The organism is Haloarcula sp. R1-2 (assembly GCF_011627385.1).
GTDB classification, from domain to species: Archaea; Halobacteriota; Halobacteria; order Halobacteriales; family Haloarculaceae; genus Haloarcula; species Haloarcula marismortui.
In genome coordinates, this window is record NZ_JAANTG010000001.1 from 1,071,227 (window position 1) to 1,088,052 (window position 16,826).

Consider the following 16,826-nt stretch of genomic DNA (forward strand, 5'->3'; position numbering starts at 1 on the left):
GATGGCGGCTGATACTGACTCGGCTGTCGACGCCGAACTGGTCGCGGAGATCGCTGCCCAACTCGACGACGCGTCGACGGACGAAGCGGCCGCCATTGCCGTCGCTGTCGGCGCACACCTCACCGACCGCCAGCGCGCGGCAGCAGCGGCCGCGGCGGCTGCGGCGGCAGACGACGGGGACTCCTGGGACGGCAAACAGTGGTCGTTCTCCGGGCGCGTCGAGGCCACGCAGAAGCGGTCCGTTCGGGTCCGCTCGGACGCGCCGACCGACCCCTGGAGCGCCGCCGGCCGCGCCGAGCGGTTCTGACCGCGGACAGCTCTTCTGTCATACGGATTGTTGGAGCGATGTCCCGGTCTGCTCCGACCCCGGTATCGGAGCTATCCGGAAATAATCTACAACAATCCGTATCAGTTGATTGGCGACGCCCTGGCTGGATTTGCGGGTATGTTCCATACTAACATGATTATATGTGTAAGATTGGCCGCTATCTGCGCATAGTTTTATGGGCCGACTCTCAGTATGAGGGCGTATGTTCGATAAGGTGCTCGTCGCTAATCGCGGGGAGATAGCGGTGCGCGTGATGCGCGCATGTGAGGAGTTGGGCATCGGCACAGTGGCCGTCTACTCTGACGCCGACAAGCACGCCGGCCACGTCCGGTACGCCGACGAGGCGTACAACGTCGGCCCGGCCCGTGCCGCCGACTCCTATCTCGACCAGGAAGCGATTATCGACGCGGCCAAGCAGGCCGACGCCGACGCCATCCACCCGGGGTACGGCTTCCTCGCGGAGAACGCCGACTTCGCGGAACGCGTCCAGGAGGCGGACGGCGTCACCTGGGTCGGTCCCGAAAGCGAGTCGATGGAGGCACTGGGCGAGAAGACGAAGGCCCGCAAGATCATGCAGTCGGCCGACGTGCCCATCGTCCCGGGAACGACCGACCCGGTCGAGGACCCCGAGGAAGTCGTCGAGTTCGGCGAGGAGAATGGTTTCCCGGTGGCTATCAAGGCCGAGGGCGGCGGTGGCGGCCGCGGGATGAAAATCGTCCACGATCCCGAAGAGGCCGAGGAGCAACTCGAAAGCGCAAAGCGGGAGGGTGAAGCGTACTTCTCGAACGACTCTGTCTATCTTGAACGCTATCTGGAGAACCCGCGCCACATCGAGGTCCAGATCATCGCCGACCATCACGGCAACGTCCGGCATCTGGGCGAGCGTGACTGTTCGCTCCAGCGCCGCCACCAGAAGGTCATCGAGGAAGGACCCTCGCCGGCCCTGAACGACGCCCTCCGCGAGAAGATCGGCGACGCTGCCCGACGCGGCGTCCGCGAATCGGACTACTACAACGCCGGGACCGTCGAGTTCCTCGTTGAGGAGGACACCGACCGCGAACAGGGAGAACTGCTCGGCGAGGACGCGAACTTCTACTTCCTCGAGGTCAACACCCGTATTCAGGTCGAGCACTGCGTCACCGAGGAGATCACCGACATCGACATCGTCAAGTGGCAACTGCGGGTGGCGATGGACGAGGAGATTACCTTCGATCAGGACGACGTGGAGATCGAGGGGCACGCGATGGAGTTCCGCATCAACGCCGAGAACGCCGCCGACGATTTCGCGCCCGCGACTGGCGGCAGCCTCGACACCTACGACCCGCCGGGCGGTATCGGGGTCCGGCTCGACGACGCGCTCAGACAGGGCGACGACCTCGTCACCGACTACGACTCGATGATCGCGAAGCTCATTACCTACGGCGGGGACCGCGAGGAGTGTATCGAGCGCGGGAAACGGGCGCTCAAGGACTTCGACATCGAAGGCATCCCGACTGTCATTCCGTTCCACCGCCTGATGCTCACCGACGAGAAGTTCGTCACCGGGACACACACCACGAAGTACCTCGACGAGCACCTCGACCGGACGCGCATCGAAGAAGCGCAAGAGCAGTGGGGCACGGTCACCGAATCCGACGGCGAAGGCGACGAGGACGAGGAAGTCGTCGAACGCGAATTTACCGTTGAGGTCAACGGCAAGCGCTTCCAGGTCGACCTCGAAGAGCGCGGCGCACCCCCAATCAACGTCGGCAACGTAGACGCCGACGGTGGGAGCCAGCCACAGCGGCCACAGGGTGGCAGTAGCTCTGACAGCGGAGGCGGCAGTGCCACCACCGCCGAGGGTCAGGAGGTTGCCGCTGAGATGCAGGGGACGATTCTGGAGGTCAACGTCGAGGAAGGCGACGAGGTGGAGGCCGGCGACATCCTCTGTGTGCTCGAAGCGATGAAGATGGAAAACGACATTGTCGCCGAACGCGGCGGCACTGTCAACGACGTAGCCGTCAACGAGGGCGAATCCGTCGACATGGGCGACTTGCTCTTTGTGATCGGGTGAGCGAGCGGCCTGCCCGCCGCGCGCTGCAGACACCTTTTATCCCGGCCGGTCGAAGCCCCGGATATGAACGACACACGCCACCGGGTGCTCGATGCACTGGCCGACGGTCCTGTTTCGGGGCCGACTCTCGCCGACGAACTGGATATCTCTCGCTCCGCGGTCTGGAAGCACGTTGAAGCGCTCCGTGACGAGGGGTTCGAGATCCGTAGCGACGACGCGGGCTACGCCCTCGATTCGGTACCGGAGTTCGGGGCGAGCGCGGTCGAATACGGCCTCGATGCGCCGTTTTCTGTCGAGTACCACGACAGCATTCCCAGCACGAACGCACGCGCCAGAGACCTTGCAGCAGAAGGGGAGTCAGACATTGTGGTGCTGGCCGACGAACAGACCGGCGGCCGGGGGCGCCTCGACCGTGATTGGCACTCGCCGAGCGGCGGAATCTGGCTCTCGGTACTGTTCCGTCCCGACGTGCCGATGGCCCACGCGCCGGTGTTCACGCTTGCGGCCGCTGTCGCGGTGACACGGGCGGCACGTGAGGCCGGCGTCGAGGCCGGCATCAAGTGGCCCAACGACGTACTCGTCCGCCACGGCGACGAGGAGCGCAAACTGGTCGGCATCCTCACCGAGATGGAGGGGGAGGCCGACCGCGTCTCCTGGGTCGTCGTGGGCATCGGGGTCAACGCGAACGTCGACCCAGCAGACCTGCCCGATGAAGCAAACCCGACGAGTCTCTCGACCGAACGGGGCGAGCCGATCGACAGGCGACTGTTCACGCAGCGACTGCTAGAAGAATTCGACGCGTTGCGACAGGATACGGGGCGCGTCGTCGAGGCGTGGCGGGAGTACGCGACGACGCTGGGCAAACGGGTCCGGGTCGAGACACCGGGAGGCCCTATCGAGGGCGAAGCCGTGGACGTACAGTTCCCAGGCGCGCTCGTTATCGAGACAGCATCCGGTACAGAGGTCGTTTCAGCGGGGGACTGTGAGCATCTCCGCCCGGTTTCGGAGTGAGCGCAACGACAGGGGACACGTCACTGTGGGACGCCGGCAGGCTGCTCATCCTCCGGGAGGTCTTGCATCGCTGTCTCCACCGGAACGGTGACGACTGGGACGTGGGCTGACCGGACGACCCGTTCGGCGACGCTGCCCAGCAACAGGCGGTCGATGCCGCCGCGACCGTGGGTCCCCATCACGATGAGGTCACAGCCGTGCTGGCTCGCGTACTCGACGATTTCCCGGCTTGGGCTTCCCTCGGCCGTGGCTCGCGTGACAGTCACGTCGTCGGCAACGAGACGTTCCACCATGTCCAGCGCCATCTCACCTTCGCGGTGAAGCGAGTCGGTGATGCCCTCCCACGTCGGCTCGTGCGGGAGCGTGGAGAACCGACCGACGTCGACGACGTACAGCGCGTGAATCTCGCTGTCGTGAGCCGTTGCAAGCGCCTCAGCGTGTGTGAGTATATCTCTCGACCCCGATGATCCGTCAGTCGGTACCAGTATCCTGTCGTACATACTGTACTATTGACTGGCTGAACGGATATAGTTTGGTAAGAGATAACATGAAACAGCCAAGCAGGGTAGTGTTCAGTTCAACTCTCGGTCTCGTTCGAACTCCGCTGTCCCGGAGTCATCCACGGACGGGCCGTCAAGGGCCTGTTCGAGTCGGCGTTCCAGTTCTGCCTCGGTTATCTCCCCGTTAGCGTAGCGCTCAGAGAGCCGATCGACGGGGTCTGTTTCGTTGGCCTCGCCAGTCGTGTGTGCGGCCTGTGCCCGTGACGCGTCAGTCGCCGACGCCGTTGCCTCGTCCTGACCGAAAACCTCTGACACGACCCAGTACACGGCGTAGCCGATGGCCAGTATGAACCCGATGGTGGCAGCCAGAGAGAGGAGTCCCAGTATGAGACCGATGAGACCGAAGAACAGTCCGAACGCAACTCTCACAGCCGCGATGACGACAAACAACGAGACCAGCCCTAACAGGCCATACAGGAGTATTTTCAGTGGTGTACTCAGGGCGCGGTCGGTGGTGGAGGGCATTGCCCGAAGATACTATTCCCGCAGTGATAAGAATTATTCCGTCATCGGATGGACGACTCGTCGAACGTCGGCCGTCCCTGCCCGACGAACGACTGCACGAACGGGGTTCTGTGCGCCGCAGAGATTGTCCGAATCCCCGTCGAGCACCAGCAGGCGTGCCGGTTGTCCGGTCTTGATGAGTCCGCCGCCAAGCCCCGCGATTTCGGCTCCGTTGACTGTGGCCATCCGCAACACCTCACGGGCTGAGAGGTCGTACAGCTTCGCGGTGAACTCCATCTCGCGGAACATCGACGGACTGTTGAGCATGACGTTGTCCGTCCCGAGCGCGACCGTCGTCCGGTCAGCCAGTGCTTCGACCGACGGACGGCCAACGCCGGTGACGATGTTCGACCGGGGACAGACCACAACGGGGATTTCGCTGTCGGCGACCCGTTCGAGATGCAGCGACTTGGCGTGAACCATGTGGACGAGGAAGTCCGGGTTGAGGCCGAGCGCAGGGTTGATGTCGGAGCTGTCGACTTCCCCCGCGTGGATGCCGAACAGCTTCCCAGCCTGTCGGGTCGCGCGCCGGTCCGCCCCGAACTCACTGTCGTTGGCCCCGCTTGCGCCGAACCCGTCGCCCAGTTCCATCGCGTCGGTCGTCTCGCGCCCGAGAATTACGCTTTCGAGGTCTGAGCCCGCCAGCGCATCCTGTATCGCGCGGACACCCTCGACACCGCCCTCCCGGAACTCGATGAACGCGCCGGTTCCCGACTGCGCCATGAACGACAGTGACCGCGCCATCGCGGCCACCAGTTCGTCCCGGCTGGCATCGTGGAGGAGTCGATGTTTCAGGCCGTCCGGGGGCGCGACCAGTTCCTCCAGCGAGAGCCCCTCGCCGGCCTCCTTGGCGATGGAATCGCCGATATGCGTGTGGGCGTTGACGAACGCCGGCGCTACGATGTCGTCGCTGTCGACCGCGGTTTCCTCGACAGCGGTTATCTCCCCGTCTTCGATGACGACACGGCCCTCGACGGCCTCGAACGACCGCCCCGTCAGAATCGTCCCTTCCAGAATCACACTCCCTGTTCGCCCGTTCTCTCAGTTAAACTCATCGAGGGTCGCATGGATACCCGTCCGTACGTCCCGAACCCGAGCCCCGTCGAGGTCGAGTCCCAATTCGCGGATGGCCGCCGCGCCGACCCGCTCACTCTCGGCTTCCGGCGCATAGACGCCGAGCCGCCACTGGTCGCGCTGGGCGGCGCGGATGGCGTTGACCAGCGTCGACTGTTCACCGAGTCGACGGACCCCACCGTTGACGAGGACACGGCTGCTGGACTCGGTCATCGACGGTTCGGGCGGAATGTCGAGCACAACGGCGTCGCTGTCGACGTTCGCTTCGTCGGCGATAGCCTGCTCCATCGCGCCGACCGCGTCGTGGTCGGCCGCCAGCACCTCGTCGGGCACGGCCTGCCACTCCGCCCAGACGGCGCGTTTGTAGAGGTCCCGCTGGCTCAGCCGCCGTGCGTACGCCGCCGTCGCGTCGCACTGTCTGAGCGCCACGAGCAGGTCGTTATCGTCCCACCGGCGAAGCGTCTCGGCCGTTGTATCAGTCGCGGCGAGTAGTTCTTCGGTCCCGCGCCGCAGCATCGACTTGGCGATGCGGGCGACGTGGTGCTGGTAGACAGTGGGGTTCATCAGCGCCCGTGCGAGCAGGAGCGACTCGGCCGTCTGGACGTTCCCCTCATCGAGGACGAGTTCACCGTCGACAAAACACAGCTCCCGGACCAACCGCTCGTGGTCGATAGTCCCGTATGGAACGCCCGTGTGGTGGGCGTCGCGGACCAGATAGTCCATCCGGTCGACATCCAGTTCGCCGGAGACGAGCTGGCCCAGTTCGCCCTCGCCGGCAACGAGGCCGGCCACGCGGTCCGGATTGAGGCCGTGTTCGGTGAGCACGCGTGCGACAGGGCCGTCACCGAGTAATTCGTCCACGTCGTCGTGGTACTTGCCCGTTCGGCGGTGGATGAGCGCCTCGACGTTGTGGCTGTACGGTGAATGCCCCACATCGTGGAGTAATGCCGCGGCTCGGACTCGCTCGGCCTGCTGGCCCTCGATACCCAGGTGGGACAGCACTCGGTCTGCGAGGTGATAGACGCCCAGCGAGTGCTCGAATCGGGTGTGGTTCGCCGAAGGATAGACGAGCGTCACCGTGCCGAGCTGGGAGATGTGCCGGAGCCGCTGGACCGGCGGCGTGTCGAGCAATGCCGCCGCGACGCCCTGAACCTCGATATGGTCGTGGACGCTGTCCTTGATTGTAGTCATTGCCGTGGCCTACGGCGGCGGCCGGCAAAATCGTTCGCCACCGAACGCACCGGGAGGGGTCGCCTACCGGGGGACCCAGCCGTAGATGTGGTTCAGCATGACGTAGGTGACGAGCCCGAGAAATAGGCTCAGTCCCCAAGCGGAGACGGCGATGCGACCCACGCGGGCATGAATCGTCTCTCTGAGTTCAGCAGGGGAGTGGGTCAGTCCGAGGACGACGGCGTGAACGACGACGGGCACGGACACCGCAGACAGCAGGATGTGGATAGCCAGCATCACGATGTACGCGGTCCAGACGAACCCTTCGGCGACGATCTCCTTCTCGAAGCCGCCGCCGACTTTGAGGATATACAGCGCCAGAAACACCATGATGAGCGTGAACGCGGTCAGCATCGCCGCGCGGTGTTTCTGGACCTCATTGTTCTTGATGAAGTAGACGCCAGCGATGATTGCGAGCAGGGCGATACTGTTGACGACGGCGATTGCGTCACCCAGCAGGATGACGACGTCCCGCGAGAACTCGGGGAGCGGCAACACACCGCCGAACGCGCCGAACACGAGCGCGTAGCCAACGACCGAGACGACGGCAGTGACGAGCCGCGGACGAGCGCGGGCACGCGACTGGAGTGTATCTGCGACGGCCATACCCCCAATTCAGGCCCGGAGTGGTAACTGTGTTCTGAAACGGGCGAGTACGACAGCGCAGTTGCGGGTCACAGCGGTGACTACAGACCTGCAAAAGCGTGGAGAACCGGATGGAAACGCTGCCGAAATCAGGCGAACGTCCGGGAGACGTCCTCGTCGTCGGTCTCTTCCTGCTGAATCTTCTCCCAGGCGTTGTGGAAGTCGGCCATCGTGACCTCGGTCCGGTCGTCGCGGATGGCGAACATCCCGGCCTCGGTACAGATGGCTTTCACGTCAGCACCAGAGGCGTCCGTTATCTCCTCGGCCAATGCCTCGAAGTCCACGTCGTCGGAGACGTTCATGCTGCGGGTGTGAATCTGGAAGATCTGCTTGCGACCTTCGAGGTCGGGGTTCGGGACTTCGATGAGACGGTCGAAGCGGCCGGGGCGGAGGATGGCGCGGTCGAGCATGTCGAAGCGGTTCGTCGCCGCGATGATTCGGATGTCGCCGCGGTCGTCGAAGCCGTCCATCTCCGAGAGCAGTTGCATCATCGTCCGCTGGACCTCGGCGTCGCCGGAGGTCTTCGACTCCGTTCGCTTGGCCGCGATGGCGTCGATTTCGTCGATGAAGACGACAGCGGGCTCCTCCTGACGGGCCAGCTCGAACAGGTCGCGAACGAGCTTTGCGCCCTCGCCGATGAACTTGTGGACCAGCTCGGAGCCGGCCATCTTGATGAAGGTCGCGTCGGTCTCGTTGGCGACAGCCTTCGCCAGCATCGTCTTCCCGGTGCCGGGCGGGCCGTGCAGCAGGACGCCGCTCGGCGGGTCGATGCCGACGTCTTCGAACATCTCGGGGCTCTTCAGCGGCATCTCGACGGTCTCGCGGACCTCTTCCATCTGCTCTTCGATGCCGCCGATGTCGGCGAAGGTGACGTCCGGTGACTGGTCGACCTGCATGACGCGAGCGCGCACGTCGGTCTCGTCGTCGAGCTGTTTGACGATAGAGAGGGAGTTGTTGACGGCGACGCGGTCGTCGGGTTCGAGGTCCTCGCGCATCTCGTCGGTGACCTCCGTCAGGGCCTCCTGATTGTTGCCGTGCTGTTTGATAATCACGCCATCGCTGGAGAGTTCCTGAACGGTCGCGACAAACAGCGGTGACTGCTTGAGCTTCTTGTTCTCGTGCGTAAGCCGTTCGAGCTTCTGCTGGTACTTGTTGTTTTCCGCGTTCGCGTCCAGCAGCTTGTCGCGCATCTCCTCGTTCTGCGATTCGAGCACCTCTAGCCGCTCCTGCAGCGCCTCGATCTTCTGTTGCTGAGACGCGTCATCGTCGTACGGCATATCGACCTCGTCGACGGTGTCGGTCATTACGACGCCTTTAGTAGGTGTATCGTTATGAGGCTTCGGGTAGTCTCAGAAACTGTATCGCCCGGTGTGTGCCTTGACGGGGCCGTTACTGACCGCTCTCCGTCTATAGGTCTCAAACCGGCATGTTTCTTGGCCCCCGCTGGAAACATCCGTCCATGCCAACCGACCGCGAAGAAGTCATCATCGTGGGCGGCGGCGTCGCCGGACTGTCGGCGGCGATCTACACCGCTCGCGCCGACCTGTCGACACGGATCATCTCGACCGGTGAGTCGATACTGAACCGCAATGCCCACCTAGAGAACTACCCCGGATTCCCGGCGGGAATCAACCCCCGGCTCTTGCTCGAACTCATGCGGGCACAGGCGCGTCGCGCCGGTGTCTGGTTCATCGACGGCGAAGCCGAACAGGTGACGGAAACTGCGGAGGGCTTCGAGGTAACCTGTACCGACGGCGAGTCATACGACGCGACCTACCTCATCGCCGCGTCCTGGTCGGACCCGTCGTATCTGGAGGGGCTGGACCTCTCACTCATCGACCGTGGGTCGAAGCAGTTCATCTCGACCGACGAGCAGGGCCGGACCGATATTGAGGGGCTGTACGCGGCCGGCCGGCTGGCCGAGCAGCACCACCAGACCATCGTCGCCGCGGGCCACGGCGCACAGGTCGGGCTCACACTGCTAGAGGACTCCGACATCGACTTCTATCACGACTGGACCGCGCCGGAGGGATATTTCACTGGCCGCGACCGACCGGTTCCGCCGGGCTGTGAGGAGATCGACGAGGCGGAGCGCAAGAAGCGCGAACAGGAGTCTCTGGAGGTTATGCGACGGTACTTTGAAGAGCCGATGCCGGGCGAGCCGACGATGCATCCGAGCGTCGAGCAGGATTCAGACTGACCCTGTTTCGAGCGAGCGTGCGACTGACTGCAGTCGTTCGACCCGCTCCGTCGTCGGTGGATGGGACCGTGTTTCGGTAGCCAGGGAATCGCTCGACGCCGCCGTATCGAACCCGTAGGGAAGGAAGCACAGTCCGCGGACGCCCGCGTACGCGGAGCGTTTGTCCGTCCCCGGCCGGTCGTCGACCCCGCTGTCGAGCGTCTCTAACGCCCCGACGAGCGCGGCGGGGTCGCCGGTCAGCTGGGCCGCGCTCCGGTCGGCAGCAAACTCCCGAGCGCGTGAGAGCGACCGCCCGAGGACAACGACGGGAGCAGTGAACACACCCAGCGCGACGCTACCCAACAGGACTGTCACCGCAAACAGAAACAGAAACCCCAGCGTGAACGAGAGGCTTCCGAAGGGGGCCGCAAGCACCCGGGCACTGAACACGTACGCGAAACCGAGCGCGACCAGCCCGAGCGCGTAGCGACTCCCGCCGGGAAGCAGGTCCGCAAGCGGGTCGTACTCGCCGTTGGTCAGCGACGGAAGGAAGCTGGCCAGTGTCATGACGGTCGCGTCGCGGTTGGCGACGTGCATGAGTTCGTGGGCCAGCACGGCATCAAGTTCGTCGCCGTCGAGCGCCGAGAGGAGCCCCTCGCTGACGACCACCGTCGCGCCGCCAAGCGTCCCGATAGCGAAACTGTTCGGTACGTCGGCGTCCGCGACGGCAATCCGTGGCGGCGTGAGGTCGGCCAGTTGCGCGAGCCGTTGCACCCGTTCGTGGAGGGCAGGGTACTCATCGGGGCCGACGATGCGAGCGTCAACCTCGGCCATCGTCTGGGCGCTGGTGTACCGGAGCTGTGCCCAGACAAACGCCACAAGAGCAGGGGTGAGAATGGCTATCCACCAGGCGATGCGTGCCGATGCACCACCGAACGGGAGGTGAGCCGCGACGGCATTCCGCACCGGCACAAGCCAGGGTGTCAGGAGCACCGCCGCGGTCGCAACCACAGCGATATCGACAGCGACGAGGAGCAAGAGGGTCCACAGCATACGGCGAGTCAGTGTCCGCATAGGGGTAGTTCTGCTATATCCACAGCGAATGAAAGGTTTTCTGTTCGGACAGTCACACAGTGAGGGAAAATATTTATCCTGTCACCGGAAACGGTGCTACAGTGTCAACAAAGCTGGTTCGTGCCGCCCTCGCCCTCCTCTGTGCGGTCGCTGTCCTGTTCGGCACGGCGCTGTTTCCCGGCGCGCTCGGTGTCGAGTTCGAGTCGAGCGGTCCCCTCGACAGCCGAGCGAGCGAGCCGGTCACGCCCGACGGAACAGCACCCGACGAAGTCGACAGTGGGCCGACGCCGGTAGCGACGAGCGATGGGGCAGAGACGACGCCGAGGACGAGCGACGAGCCGGCAGCGACAGCGACGCCAACACCGACGGAGACGGCGACAGCGACGCCGGTAGCCGGTGAAGGCGAAGACAGCGGGTCCCCAGTTCTGGTGAAACTGATCGGGCTGGCGCTTATCGGCGGGTTCGGCGCCGTCGCGGTCGGTGTCATCCGGGCGGCATCAGACCCGGAACGCGACGGGTCGACAGACGCCGGATTCCTCCTGCACCCGCTCCTCGACAGATTGGCCGGGACAGTCGTCTCGGCGGTTTCGAACGGCGCGGTTGGGCGGACCATCGGCCGGATTCCGAAGGTAACGACCGCCGCGCTGCTCTCGGGGTCGTCGGCGCTCTCACGAGTCGGGGCCGGTATCAGCGCCGTCTCCGGCGGTGTCCTGACCGGATTGGCGACGGGAATCGGGTCGGTCGGCACGATGTCACTGCGAGGGGTCGCCGGCCTGCCGAGTACGCTCGGGTCGCTCTCGGTCGCGCCGTTCAGAGCCCTCAGGGGCTTCGGTGGGACCGGCGGCTTCCTCGCCTCAGTCCGAAGTGGCGTCGATAGCCCGCCGCTGTTTGGTTCGTCGGACTCGGAGCAGCGGCAGTCGACGGCCACCGAATCGACGGCAGAGGCGGACGACGGCCCGGACATCGATAGCCTGTCCATCCAAGAGGCCTGGGCACTACTGGCCGACCGCGTCTCCGTGTCGGACCCCGAGACGGCGACGCCCGGCGAGTACGCCCGCCGGGCTATCGACAGCGGACTTCCGGCAGAGCCCGTTCGACGGCTAACAACCCTCTTCCGCGAGGTCGAGTACGGCGGGCGGTCGGCGACCGGTGCCCGAGCCGAATCGGCCCGGAACGCCCTCAGACAGCTCCTCGGCGGAGGTGACGACTGATGAGCGATTCAGAGTCACGACAAGGTGAGACCGCCAGCGCAACCATCGACGTCAGCGTCGAACGCCCGACGCCGGGGCGCAAGTTCGTCCGGCACACGCTGTTGGGACTCGTCGCACTTGCCGGGGCGGTGTTCGTCGTTACTTTTCCCTCAGTCCTCCCAGATGTCGGCAGCGGGACGGCTAGACGGCTCCGGCTCGGTGCAAGTATCGGAGCCGTCGTAATCGGCCTCTTCGGTCTGTATACTGTCGTGTTGACACAGGAGTCGGACCTCCCGCCAGTGAAAGGGAGCCAGCCGCGTGACCCGTATCGTGACGACGGTACAGACGACGAGCCGGCAGAACTGCTCGACGAACTGCTGGAACCCGAGGCGACACAGGCGAAATCCGGCGATATGGTCGGCGATGATATCGACGAGCTACTCGCGAAGATCGACGGACGTGTCGACCCCTACAACGGCCTCGAAGCGAGCTATGCGTCCGAAGTCAGGAACAGGCTCCGCGAGGCCGCGAGACAGGTGCTGGTCGAAACGGCGGACATGTCGACGGAGGCGGCGGCCCGGGACGTCCGTACTGGCTCGTGGACGGACGACCGCCGGGCGGCCGCCTTCCTCGGCGGCCCGGACGCACCCGACCCGCCAATCGAGATGCAACTACGTGACTGGGCCAGCGGCGAGGGGTTCGACCGGAAAGTCGAAGCGGCGGCGACCGAGATACGACGGCTCCAGCGAGGTGAGGGTGCATGAGCACCCGAGAGACCACACAGCGCAACGTCGGCGTCTCGGCCGCGCTGGTGGCCGGCGGGGCCGGTATCGTCACCGGGAACCCGGTGATTTTCATGGTCGCAGCGGTGGCGCTGGTGTACGCGGCCTATCAGGCGGCCATCGGTGACCCCGAACCGACGCTCACAATCGAGCGCCACGTCGAACCGATTGACCCGCTCCCCGGCTCAGAGGTGACAGTGACGCTGACGCTCACGAACGACGGGGACGCGACGCTGCCTGACGTTCGCGTTCTCGACGGCGTCCCGGAGCGGCTGGAGGTCGTCGACGGCTCCCCGCGGTTCGGAACCCATCTCGAAGCCGGGGCGTCAGATTCAGTCACCTACACGGTCGACGCCCGGCGCGGTGACCACGCGTTCACCGACGTGGCGGTCGTCTGCCGGAACCTGACCGGGACCGTCGAGTTCGCCGAGCAGGTCACCGTCGAGACGGGACTCTCGTGTAGTGCCAGTGTGGACACCGTTCCGCTCTCGGGCCAGACGCTTTCCCAGTCCGGGCGTATCCCGACAGACGCCGGCGGGAACGGGCTTGCCTTCTACGCTATCCGCGAGCACCAGTCCTCGGACCCGATGAGCCGGGTCGACTGGAACCGCCTCGCGAAGACGAACGAGCTCGCGACAATCGAGTTCAAGGAGACGCGAGCAGCCACCGTCATCACGCTCGTCGATTCCCGACACTCCGTTGCGGGCGAGGCAAATGCGCCCACGGCTGTCCAGTTCTGTGCCTACGCGGCCCAGCAGGTCGGCTCGGCGCTTCTAGGGATGGACAACCGCGTCGGTGCCGCCGTCTACGACAGTGGCGAGACACTACAGCCATCGGCCAACCGGGCACAGGAACAGCGATTGGAAAGGTTCCTGAAGGGTGTTGTGAGCGGGTCGGCCACCGGGCCCTCTGGGACCCGCGATTCGTGGCTGTTCGACACCAACACCCGAACCCGGCCGGCGGAGTCGTCGACTGAAATGGCAGACCGCTACGGAATCGCCGACGGCGGCGATGCGGTGGCGACACTCGACCGCTCGATTCCGAGCGAGTCACAGGTCGTGTTCTGTACGCCCCTGCTCGACGACCGGGCGGCCGATGCGGCAAAACGACTCGCGGCGTACGGACACGCAGTCACGGTCGTCAGCCCAGACATGACGGGCGGTGACAGTCCGGGACGTACCGTCGAGCGAATCGACCGAACGGCCCGCCTCGACACCCTTCGAGGAACAGTTCGAGTTGTCGACTGGACGCCCACGGAACCGCTCGCGAAAGCCCTCATTCGTGCAACGGAGCGGTGGGCATGACGGCACTCGACAATCGACCGGCGGCGTCGAGCGCGGCGCTGACCGGAACGGTCGCAGTGCTCGTCTCGCTCGTCCTCGGCCTCGCTGTCGTGGACCCGATACCAGTGCTGGCCGGCTTCGGCGGCGGGCTCTGTATCGCCGCCGGGGTCTGGGCGCTCCGCAGCGAGGCCCGCGAGCGCATCGCTGGCGGCAGTATCCTCATCATCATCGGCGCAGGCGTGTTCTGTGGGACCGCGCTACTGGCGACTGACTACTGGTCGCTCGTTGTGGCGCTTGGGTTCCCGCTGGCCGCCACACTCGTCGTCATCGACGCGAGTAGCGGGCTGGTGCCGCCGGCCGATGCGACGGACGAACTCTCGGCAATGCTTGATGAGAGTTTCGTGGTACTGGTGGTTGGCGTCATCGTCACAATTGTCTGTGCCGTCGCCGCTGCCGTCAGGCTCCCCTGGGTGCTTGTTCGCGTTGTCACTGGCTTCTCTCTCCACCCGCTCGTGGGCTTCGTGACGCTACAGGCCGGGGTCCTGCTTGCCCTGTTGTTGCTGGACCGGGCCACGGAGACGCTGGAGTCGTGGGTTCCGGCACCCACAGCGACGACCGACCGGGCGCTCGAACGACTGGACTTGCTGGGGACAAACTGGTGGGACATCGACACCCCGCTCAAGGCCGCTGTCGGCCTGCAGTTGCTCGTGGCGTTTGTTCCGACGGCGCAGATGCTGTTTGACCGCTTCCTCGACAGTCTCCCGGTGCTCGGATCGGCCCTTCGGGTCGTCTTCAGTGGCCCGCTCCATCTCCCCCTTGCAGCCGGGATTCTGGCGTTACTGGCTATCCTCATCGTCGAACGGCTCCGGCAGTGGCTACTACAGTGGCTCGGGGACGACCCCGGACAGTCACTGGCACGGCAGACCGGCAGTATCGTGGCCGCTGTGGGACTGTTGCTGGGCGCACTGGCCCTTACTGCCGCCGGCGTGACCCGGCGAGTAGCGCCCACGTTTACCGGAGGCGGCCATTATGGCTCGGCTACCGTATTGCTGCTCGGCGTCTTGATTTCGGTCGCCGTCCTCCGCGGTCTCATCACGCTGCTGGCCGAACTAGTCGGCGCAGAGGTACTGTCGCGACGGGTGGCGGGATTCGCGACCGGAAGCGGGCTGCTGTTCGTCATGACCTTGCTCGGGGCTGAGCGCGGACTCGCACCGATACTCGTCCTCGTCGGAAGCGCGGCGGCGCTACTGGTCTGGGACGCCGGCGCGCACGCCAGCAGTATCGGGCAGCAACTGGGCCGGGACGCCGAAACGACGGACAGCGAGTTCGTCCACGTCACCGGAACTGCGGCCGTCCTCGCCGGGGCTATCCTCCTCGTGCTGTTCGTTCGATACGTGCTCATCCCGGTCGCGGTTCCAACCACGTCGGCCGGGCTCTCATTCAGTTCGGTACTCGCGCTCGGACTGGTCCTGCTGGCGATAGCTGCGTTCGCCCTCGCACTGAACGCACATGAGGAGGGACCACACACCAGCGGTGACAGGAGCGGCAGCCGGGGCGAGCGGACTGCCGACGACAGCGATTAGCGCCGCCGGAGAGACAGGGGCTTTTACCCCCGCACCGCGAACCCGCAGGTATGCTGACCGGAGTCAACGTCGTTCTGGGGGTTTCGGGGTCTATCGCGGCCGTCAAGACGGTGGAACTCGCACACGAACTCCGACGACAGGGGGCGTCCGTCCGGGCCGTGATGACCGACAGCGCGACGGGCATCGTCCACCCGTGGGCACTTGAGTTCGCGACGGACAACGAGGTCGTTACCGAAATCACAGGCAGTGTCGAGCACGTCGACCTCTGCGGGCGCTCGGGCTGGGGGGATGTGCTCTTGCTCGCACCGACGACGGCAAACACCGTCGGCAAGGTCGCCGCGGCAATCGATGATACGCCCGTGACGACGTGTGTGACGACCGCACTCGGTGCTGACGTGCCTGTCGTCGTCGCGCCGGCGATGCACGAACCGATGTACGACCACCCCGGTGTATTGGACGCTATTGACCGCGTCGAGTCCTGGGGCGTCGAGTTCGTCGATCCGCGAATCGAGGAGGGGAAAGCCAAGATCGCAACTGAGGAGGCCATCGTCACAGCGACCGCCCGGGCCGCGGGCGACCGGCCGCTGGCCGACGAGCACGTCGTTGTGACCGCGGGCGCGACCACGGAATCAGTCGACCCCGTTCGGACGCTCTCGAACCGATCCTCGGGGCGGACCGGACGGGCGGTCGCGCGGGCCTGTTACGTCCGCGGGGCCGACGTGACGCTGGTCCACGACGGACCGGACGTTCCTTACGCGACTGTCGAGCGGGTCGAGTCCGCCGCGGAGATGACAGCGGCTACCCGGCGGGTCGCCGACTCCGCTGACGCGCTGATCTCGGCAGCCGCTATCTCAGATTACACCGTTGAGCAGGCTCCCGAGAAGATCAAGAGCGGACAGGCAGAACTGACGCTGACGCTCGAACCAACGCCGAAGCTCATCGACACTGTTCGGGCAGACCACCCGGACCTTCCCATGGTCGGCTTCAAAGTCGAAACCGAAGGCGACGACGAAACCCTGGTCGAGCGCGCCCGCGAGATACGCGAGCGGGCCGGGCTGGCCTTCGTGGTCGCCAACGACGCGAGCGTGATGGGCGACGACGAGACGCGCGCCCTGCTTGTCGACGCAGACGCGGCCACGGAGTACGTTGGGGAAAAACAGGGTCTGGGTGCCCGTGTCGCCAACGAACTCGGTGACCATCTGTCCAGTCGTGACTGAGCGCGTAACCGATTACGAAATAGTTTTGCGTGTTCCGTTGCTCCGGTCCGATAACGACAGTACTGCCCGACGAACCGCCTATTTGGAGTTTCTAAACAGAGACTGTGACTGTA

16 protein-coding genes are annotated in these 16,826 nt (G+C 65.1%); 9 read left to right on the forward strand and 7 right to left on the reverse strand.

The features are described 5' to 3' along the window. Position 1: 1 nt before the first annotated feature. The 3 genes from G9C82_RS05380 (at position 2) to G9C82_RS05390 (ending at position 3,392) form a co-directional block, all read left to right on the forward strand. Entirely contained in the window at positions 2 to 307 is a 306-nt protein-coding gene (locus G9C82_RS05380) for a hypothetical protein (protein WP_050007831.1), read from the forward strand. 223 nt (positions 308 to 530) lie between these two features. After that, entirely contained in the window at positions 531 to 2,381 is a 1,851-nt protein-coding gene (locus tag G9C82_RS05385; protein ID WP_127013551.1) for an acetyl-CoA carboxylase biotin carboxylase subunit, read from the forward strand. Positions 2,382 to 2,444: 63 nt separating this feature from the next. Further along, positions 2,445 to 3,392, forward strand: coding sequence for a biotin--[acetyl-CoA-carboxylase] ligase (locus G9C82_RS05390; protein WP_127013552.1), 948 nt, complete (start codon positions 2,445 to 2,447; stop codon positions 3,390 to 3,392). 20 nt (positions 3,393 to 3,412) lie between these two features. On the opposite strand, the gene G9C82_RS05395 is transcribed toward G9C82_RS05390, so the two are convergent. The 6 genes from G9C82_RS05395 to G9C82_RS05420 form a co-directional block, all read right to left on the reverse strand. Further along, entirely contained in the window at positions 3,413 to 3,892 is a 480-nt protein-coding gene (locus G9C82_RS05395; protein ID WP_127013553.1) for a universal stress protein, read from the reverse strand. A 72-nt stretch (positions 3,893 to 3,964) separates the two neighbouring features. After that, positions 3,965 to 4,417 (reverse strand): SHOCT domain-containing protein, encoded by a 453-nt coding sequence (locus G9C82_RS05400; RefSeq protein ID WP_004963500.1) that lies wholly within the window; start codon positions 4,415 to 4,417, stop codon positions 3,965 to 3,967. A 33-nt stretch (positions 4,418 to 4,450) separates the two neighbouring features. Next, complete coding sequence (locus G9C82_RS05405) at positions 4,451 to 5,476, reverse strand: amidohydrolase family protein (RefSeq protein WP_127013554.1); 1,026 nt, start codon at positions 5,474 to 5,476, stop codon at positions 4,451 to 4,453. Positions 5,477 to 5,497: 21 nt separating this feature from the next. Continuing rightward, positions 5,498 to 6,721: an HD domain-containing protein gene (locus G9C82_RS05410; RefSeq protein WP_004963505.1), complete on the reverse strand. Its 1,224-nt coding sequence runs from the start codon at positions 6,719 to 6,721 to the stop codon at positions 5,498 to 5,500. 63 nt (positions 6,722 to 6,784) lie between these two features. Further along, a complete protein-coding gene (locus G9C82_RS05415) occupies positions 6,785 to 7,366 on the reverse strand; it encodes a DUF420 domain-containing protein (protein WP_127013555.1) in 582 nt (193 codons plus the stop codon). Between the two features lie 128 nt (positions 7,367 to 7,494). Next, complete coding sequence (locus G9C82_RS05420; protein ID WP_127013556.1) at positions 7,495 to 8,709, reverse strand: proteasome-activating nucleotidase; 1,215 nt, start codon at positions 8,707 to 8,709, stop codon at positions 7,495 to 7,497. 155 nt (positions 8,710 to 8,864) lie between these two features. On the opposite strand from G9C82_RS05420, the gene G9C82_RS05425 reads away from it, so the two are divergent. Beyond that, positions 8,865 to 9,605, forward strand: a complete 741-nt coding sequence (locus G9C82_RS05425; RefSeq protein WP_004963511.1) for an NAD(P)/FAD-dependent oxidoreductase — start codon at positions 8,865 to 8,867, stop codon at positions 9,603 to 9,605. Here the strand turns inward: G9C82_RS05425 and G9C82_RS05430 are convergent. Then, positions 9,597 to 10,658: a M48 family metalloprotease gene (locus G9C82_RS05430; RefSeq protein WP_011224864.1), complete on the reverse strand. Its 1,062-nt coding sequence runs from the start codon at positions 10,656 to 10,658 to the stop codon at positions 9,597 to 9,599. The two genes, G9C82_RS05425 and G9C82_RS05430, sit on opposite strands and share 9 nt — an antisense overlap. Positions 10,659 to 10,759: 101 nt before the next feature. Here G9C82_RS05430 and G9C82_RS05435 point away from each other — a divergent pair, with 101 nt between their 5' ends. Genes G9C82_RS05435 through coaBC form a run of 5 tightly spaced genes read left to right on the forward strand, consistent with a single transcriptional unit; the run spans position 10,760 to position 16,713 of the window. Next, positions 10,760 to 11,869 carry a DUF4129 domain-containing protein gene (locus tag G9C82_RS05435; protein WP_127013557.1) on the forward strand — a complete coding sequence of 370 codons (1,110 nt, stop codon included), beginning with the start codon at positions 10,760 to 10,762 and terminating at the stop codon, positions 11,867 to 11,869. Then, positions 11,869 to 12,612 carry a hypothetical protein gene (locus G9C82_RS05440; protein ID WP_014039697.1) on the forward strand — a complete coding sequence of 248 codons (744 nt, stop codon included), beginning with the start codon at positions 11,869 to 11,871 and terminating at the stop codon, positions 12,610 to 12,612. Before G9C82_RS05435 ends, G9C82_RS05440 begins: the two co-directional genes overlap by 1 nt. Then, positions 12,609 to 13,934 carry a DUF58 domain-containing protein gene (locus G9C82_RS05445; RefSeq protein WP_127013558.1) on the forward strand — a complete coding sequence of 442 codons (1,326 nt, stop codon included), beginning with the start codon at positions 12,609 to 12,611 and terminating at the stop codon, positions 13,932 to 13,934. Before G9C82_RS05440 ends, G9C82_RS05445 begins: the two co-directional genes overlap by 4 nt. Then, a complete protein-coding gene (locus tag G9C82_RS05450; protein ID WP_127013559.1) occupies positions 13,931 to 15,496 on the forward strand; it encodes a hypothetical protein in 1,566 nt (521 codons plus the stop codon). The genes G9C82_RS05445 and G9C82_RS05450 overlap by 4 nt, the downstream gene beginning before the upstream one ends. 50 nt (positions 15,497 to 15,546) lie before the next feature. Continuing rightward, complete coding sequence (gene coaBC / locus G9C82_RS05455) at positions 15,547 to 16,713, forward strand: bifunctional phosphopantothenoylcysteine decarboxylase/phosphopantothenate--cysteine ligase CoaBC (RefSeq protein ID WP_127013560.1); 1,167 nt, start codon at positions 15,547 to 15,549, stop codon at positions 16,711 to 16,713. Positions 16,714 to 16,826 lie beyond the last annotated feature (113 nt).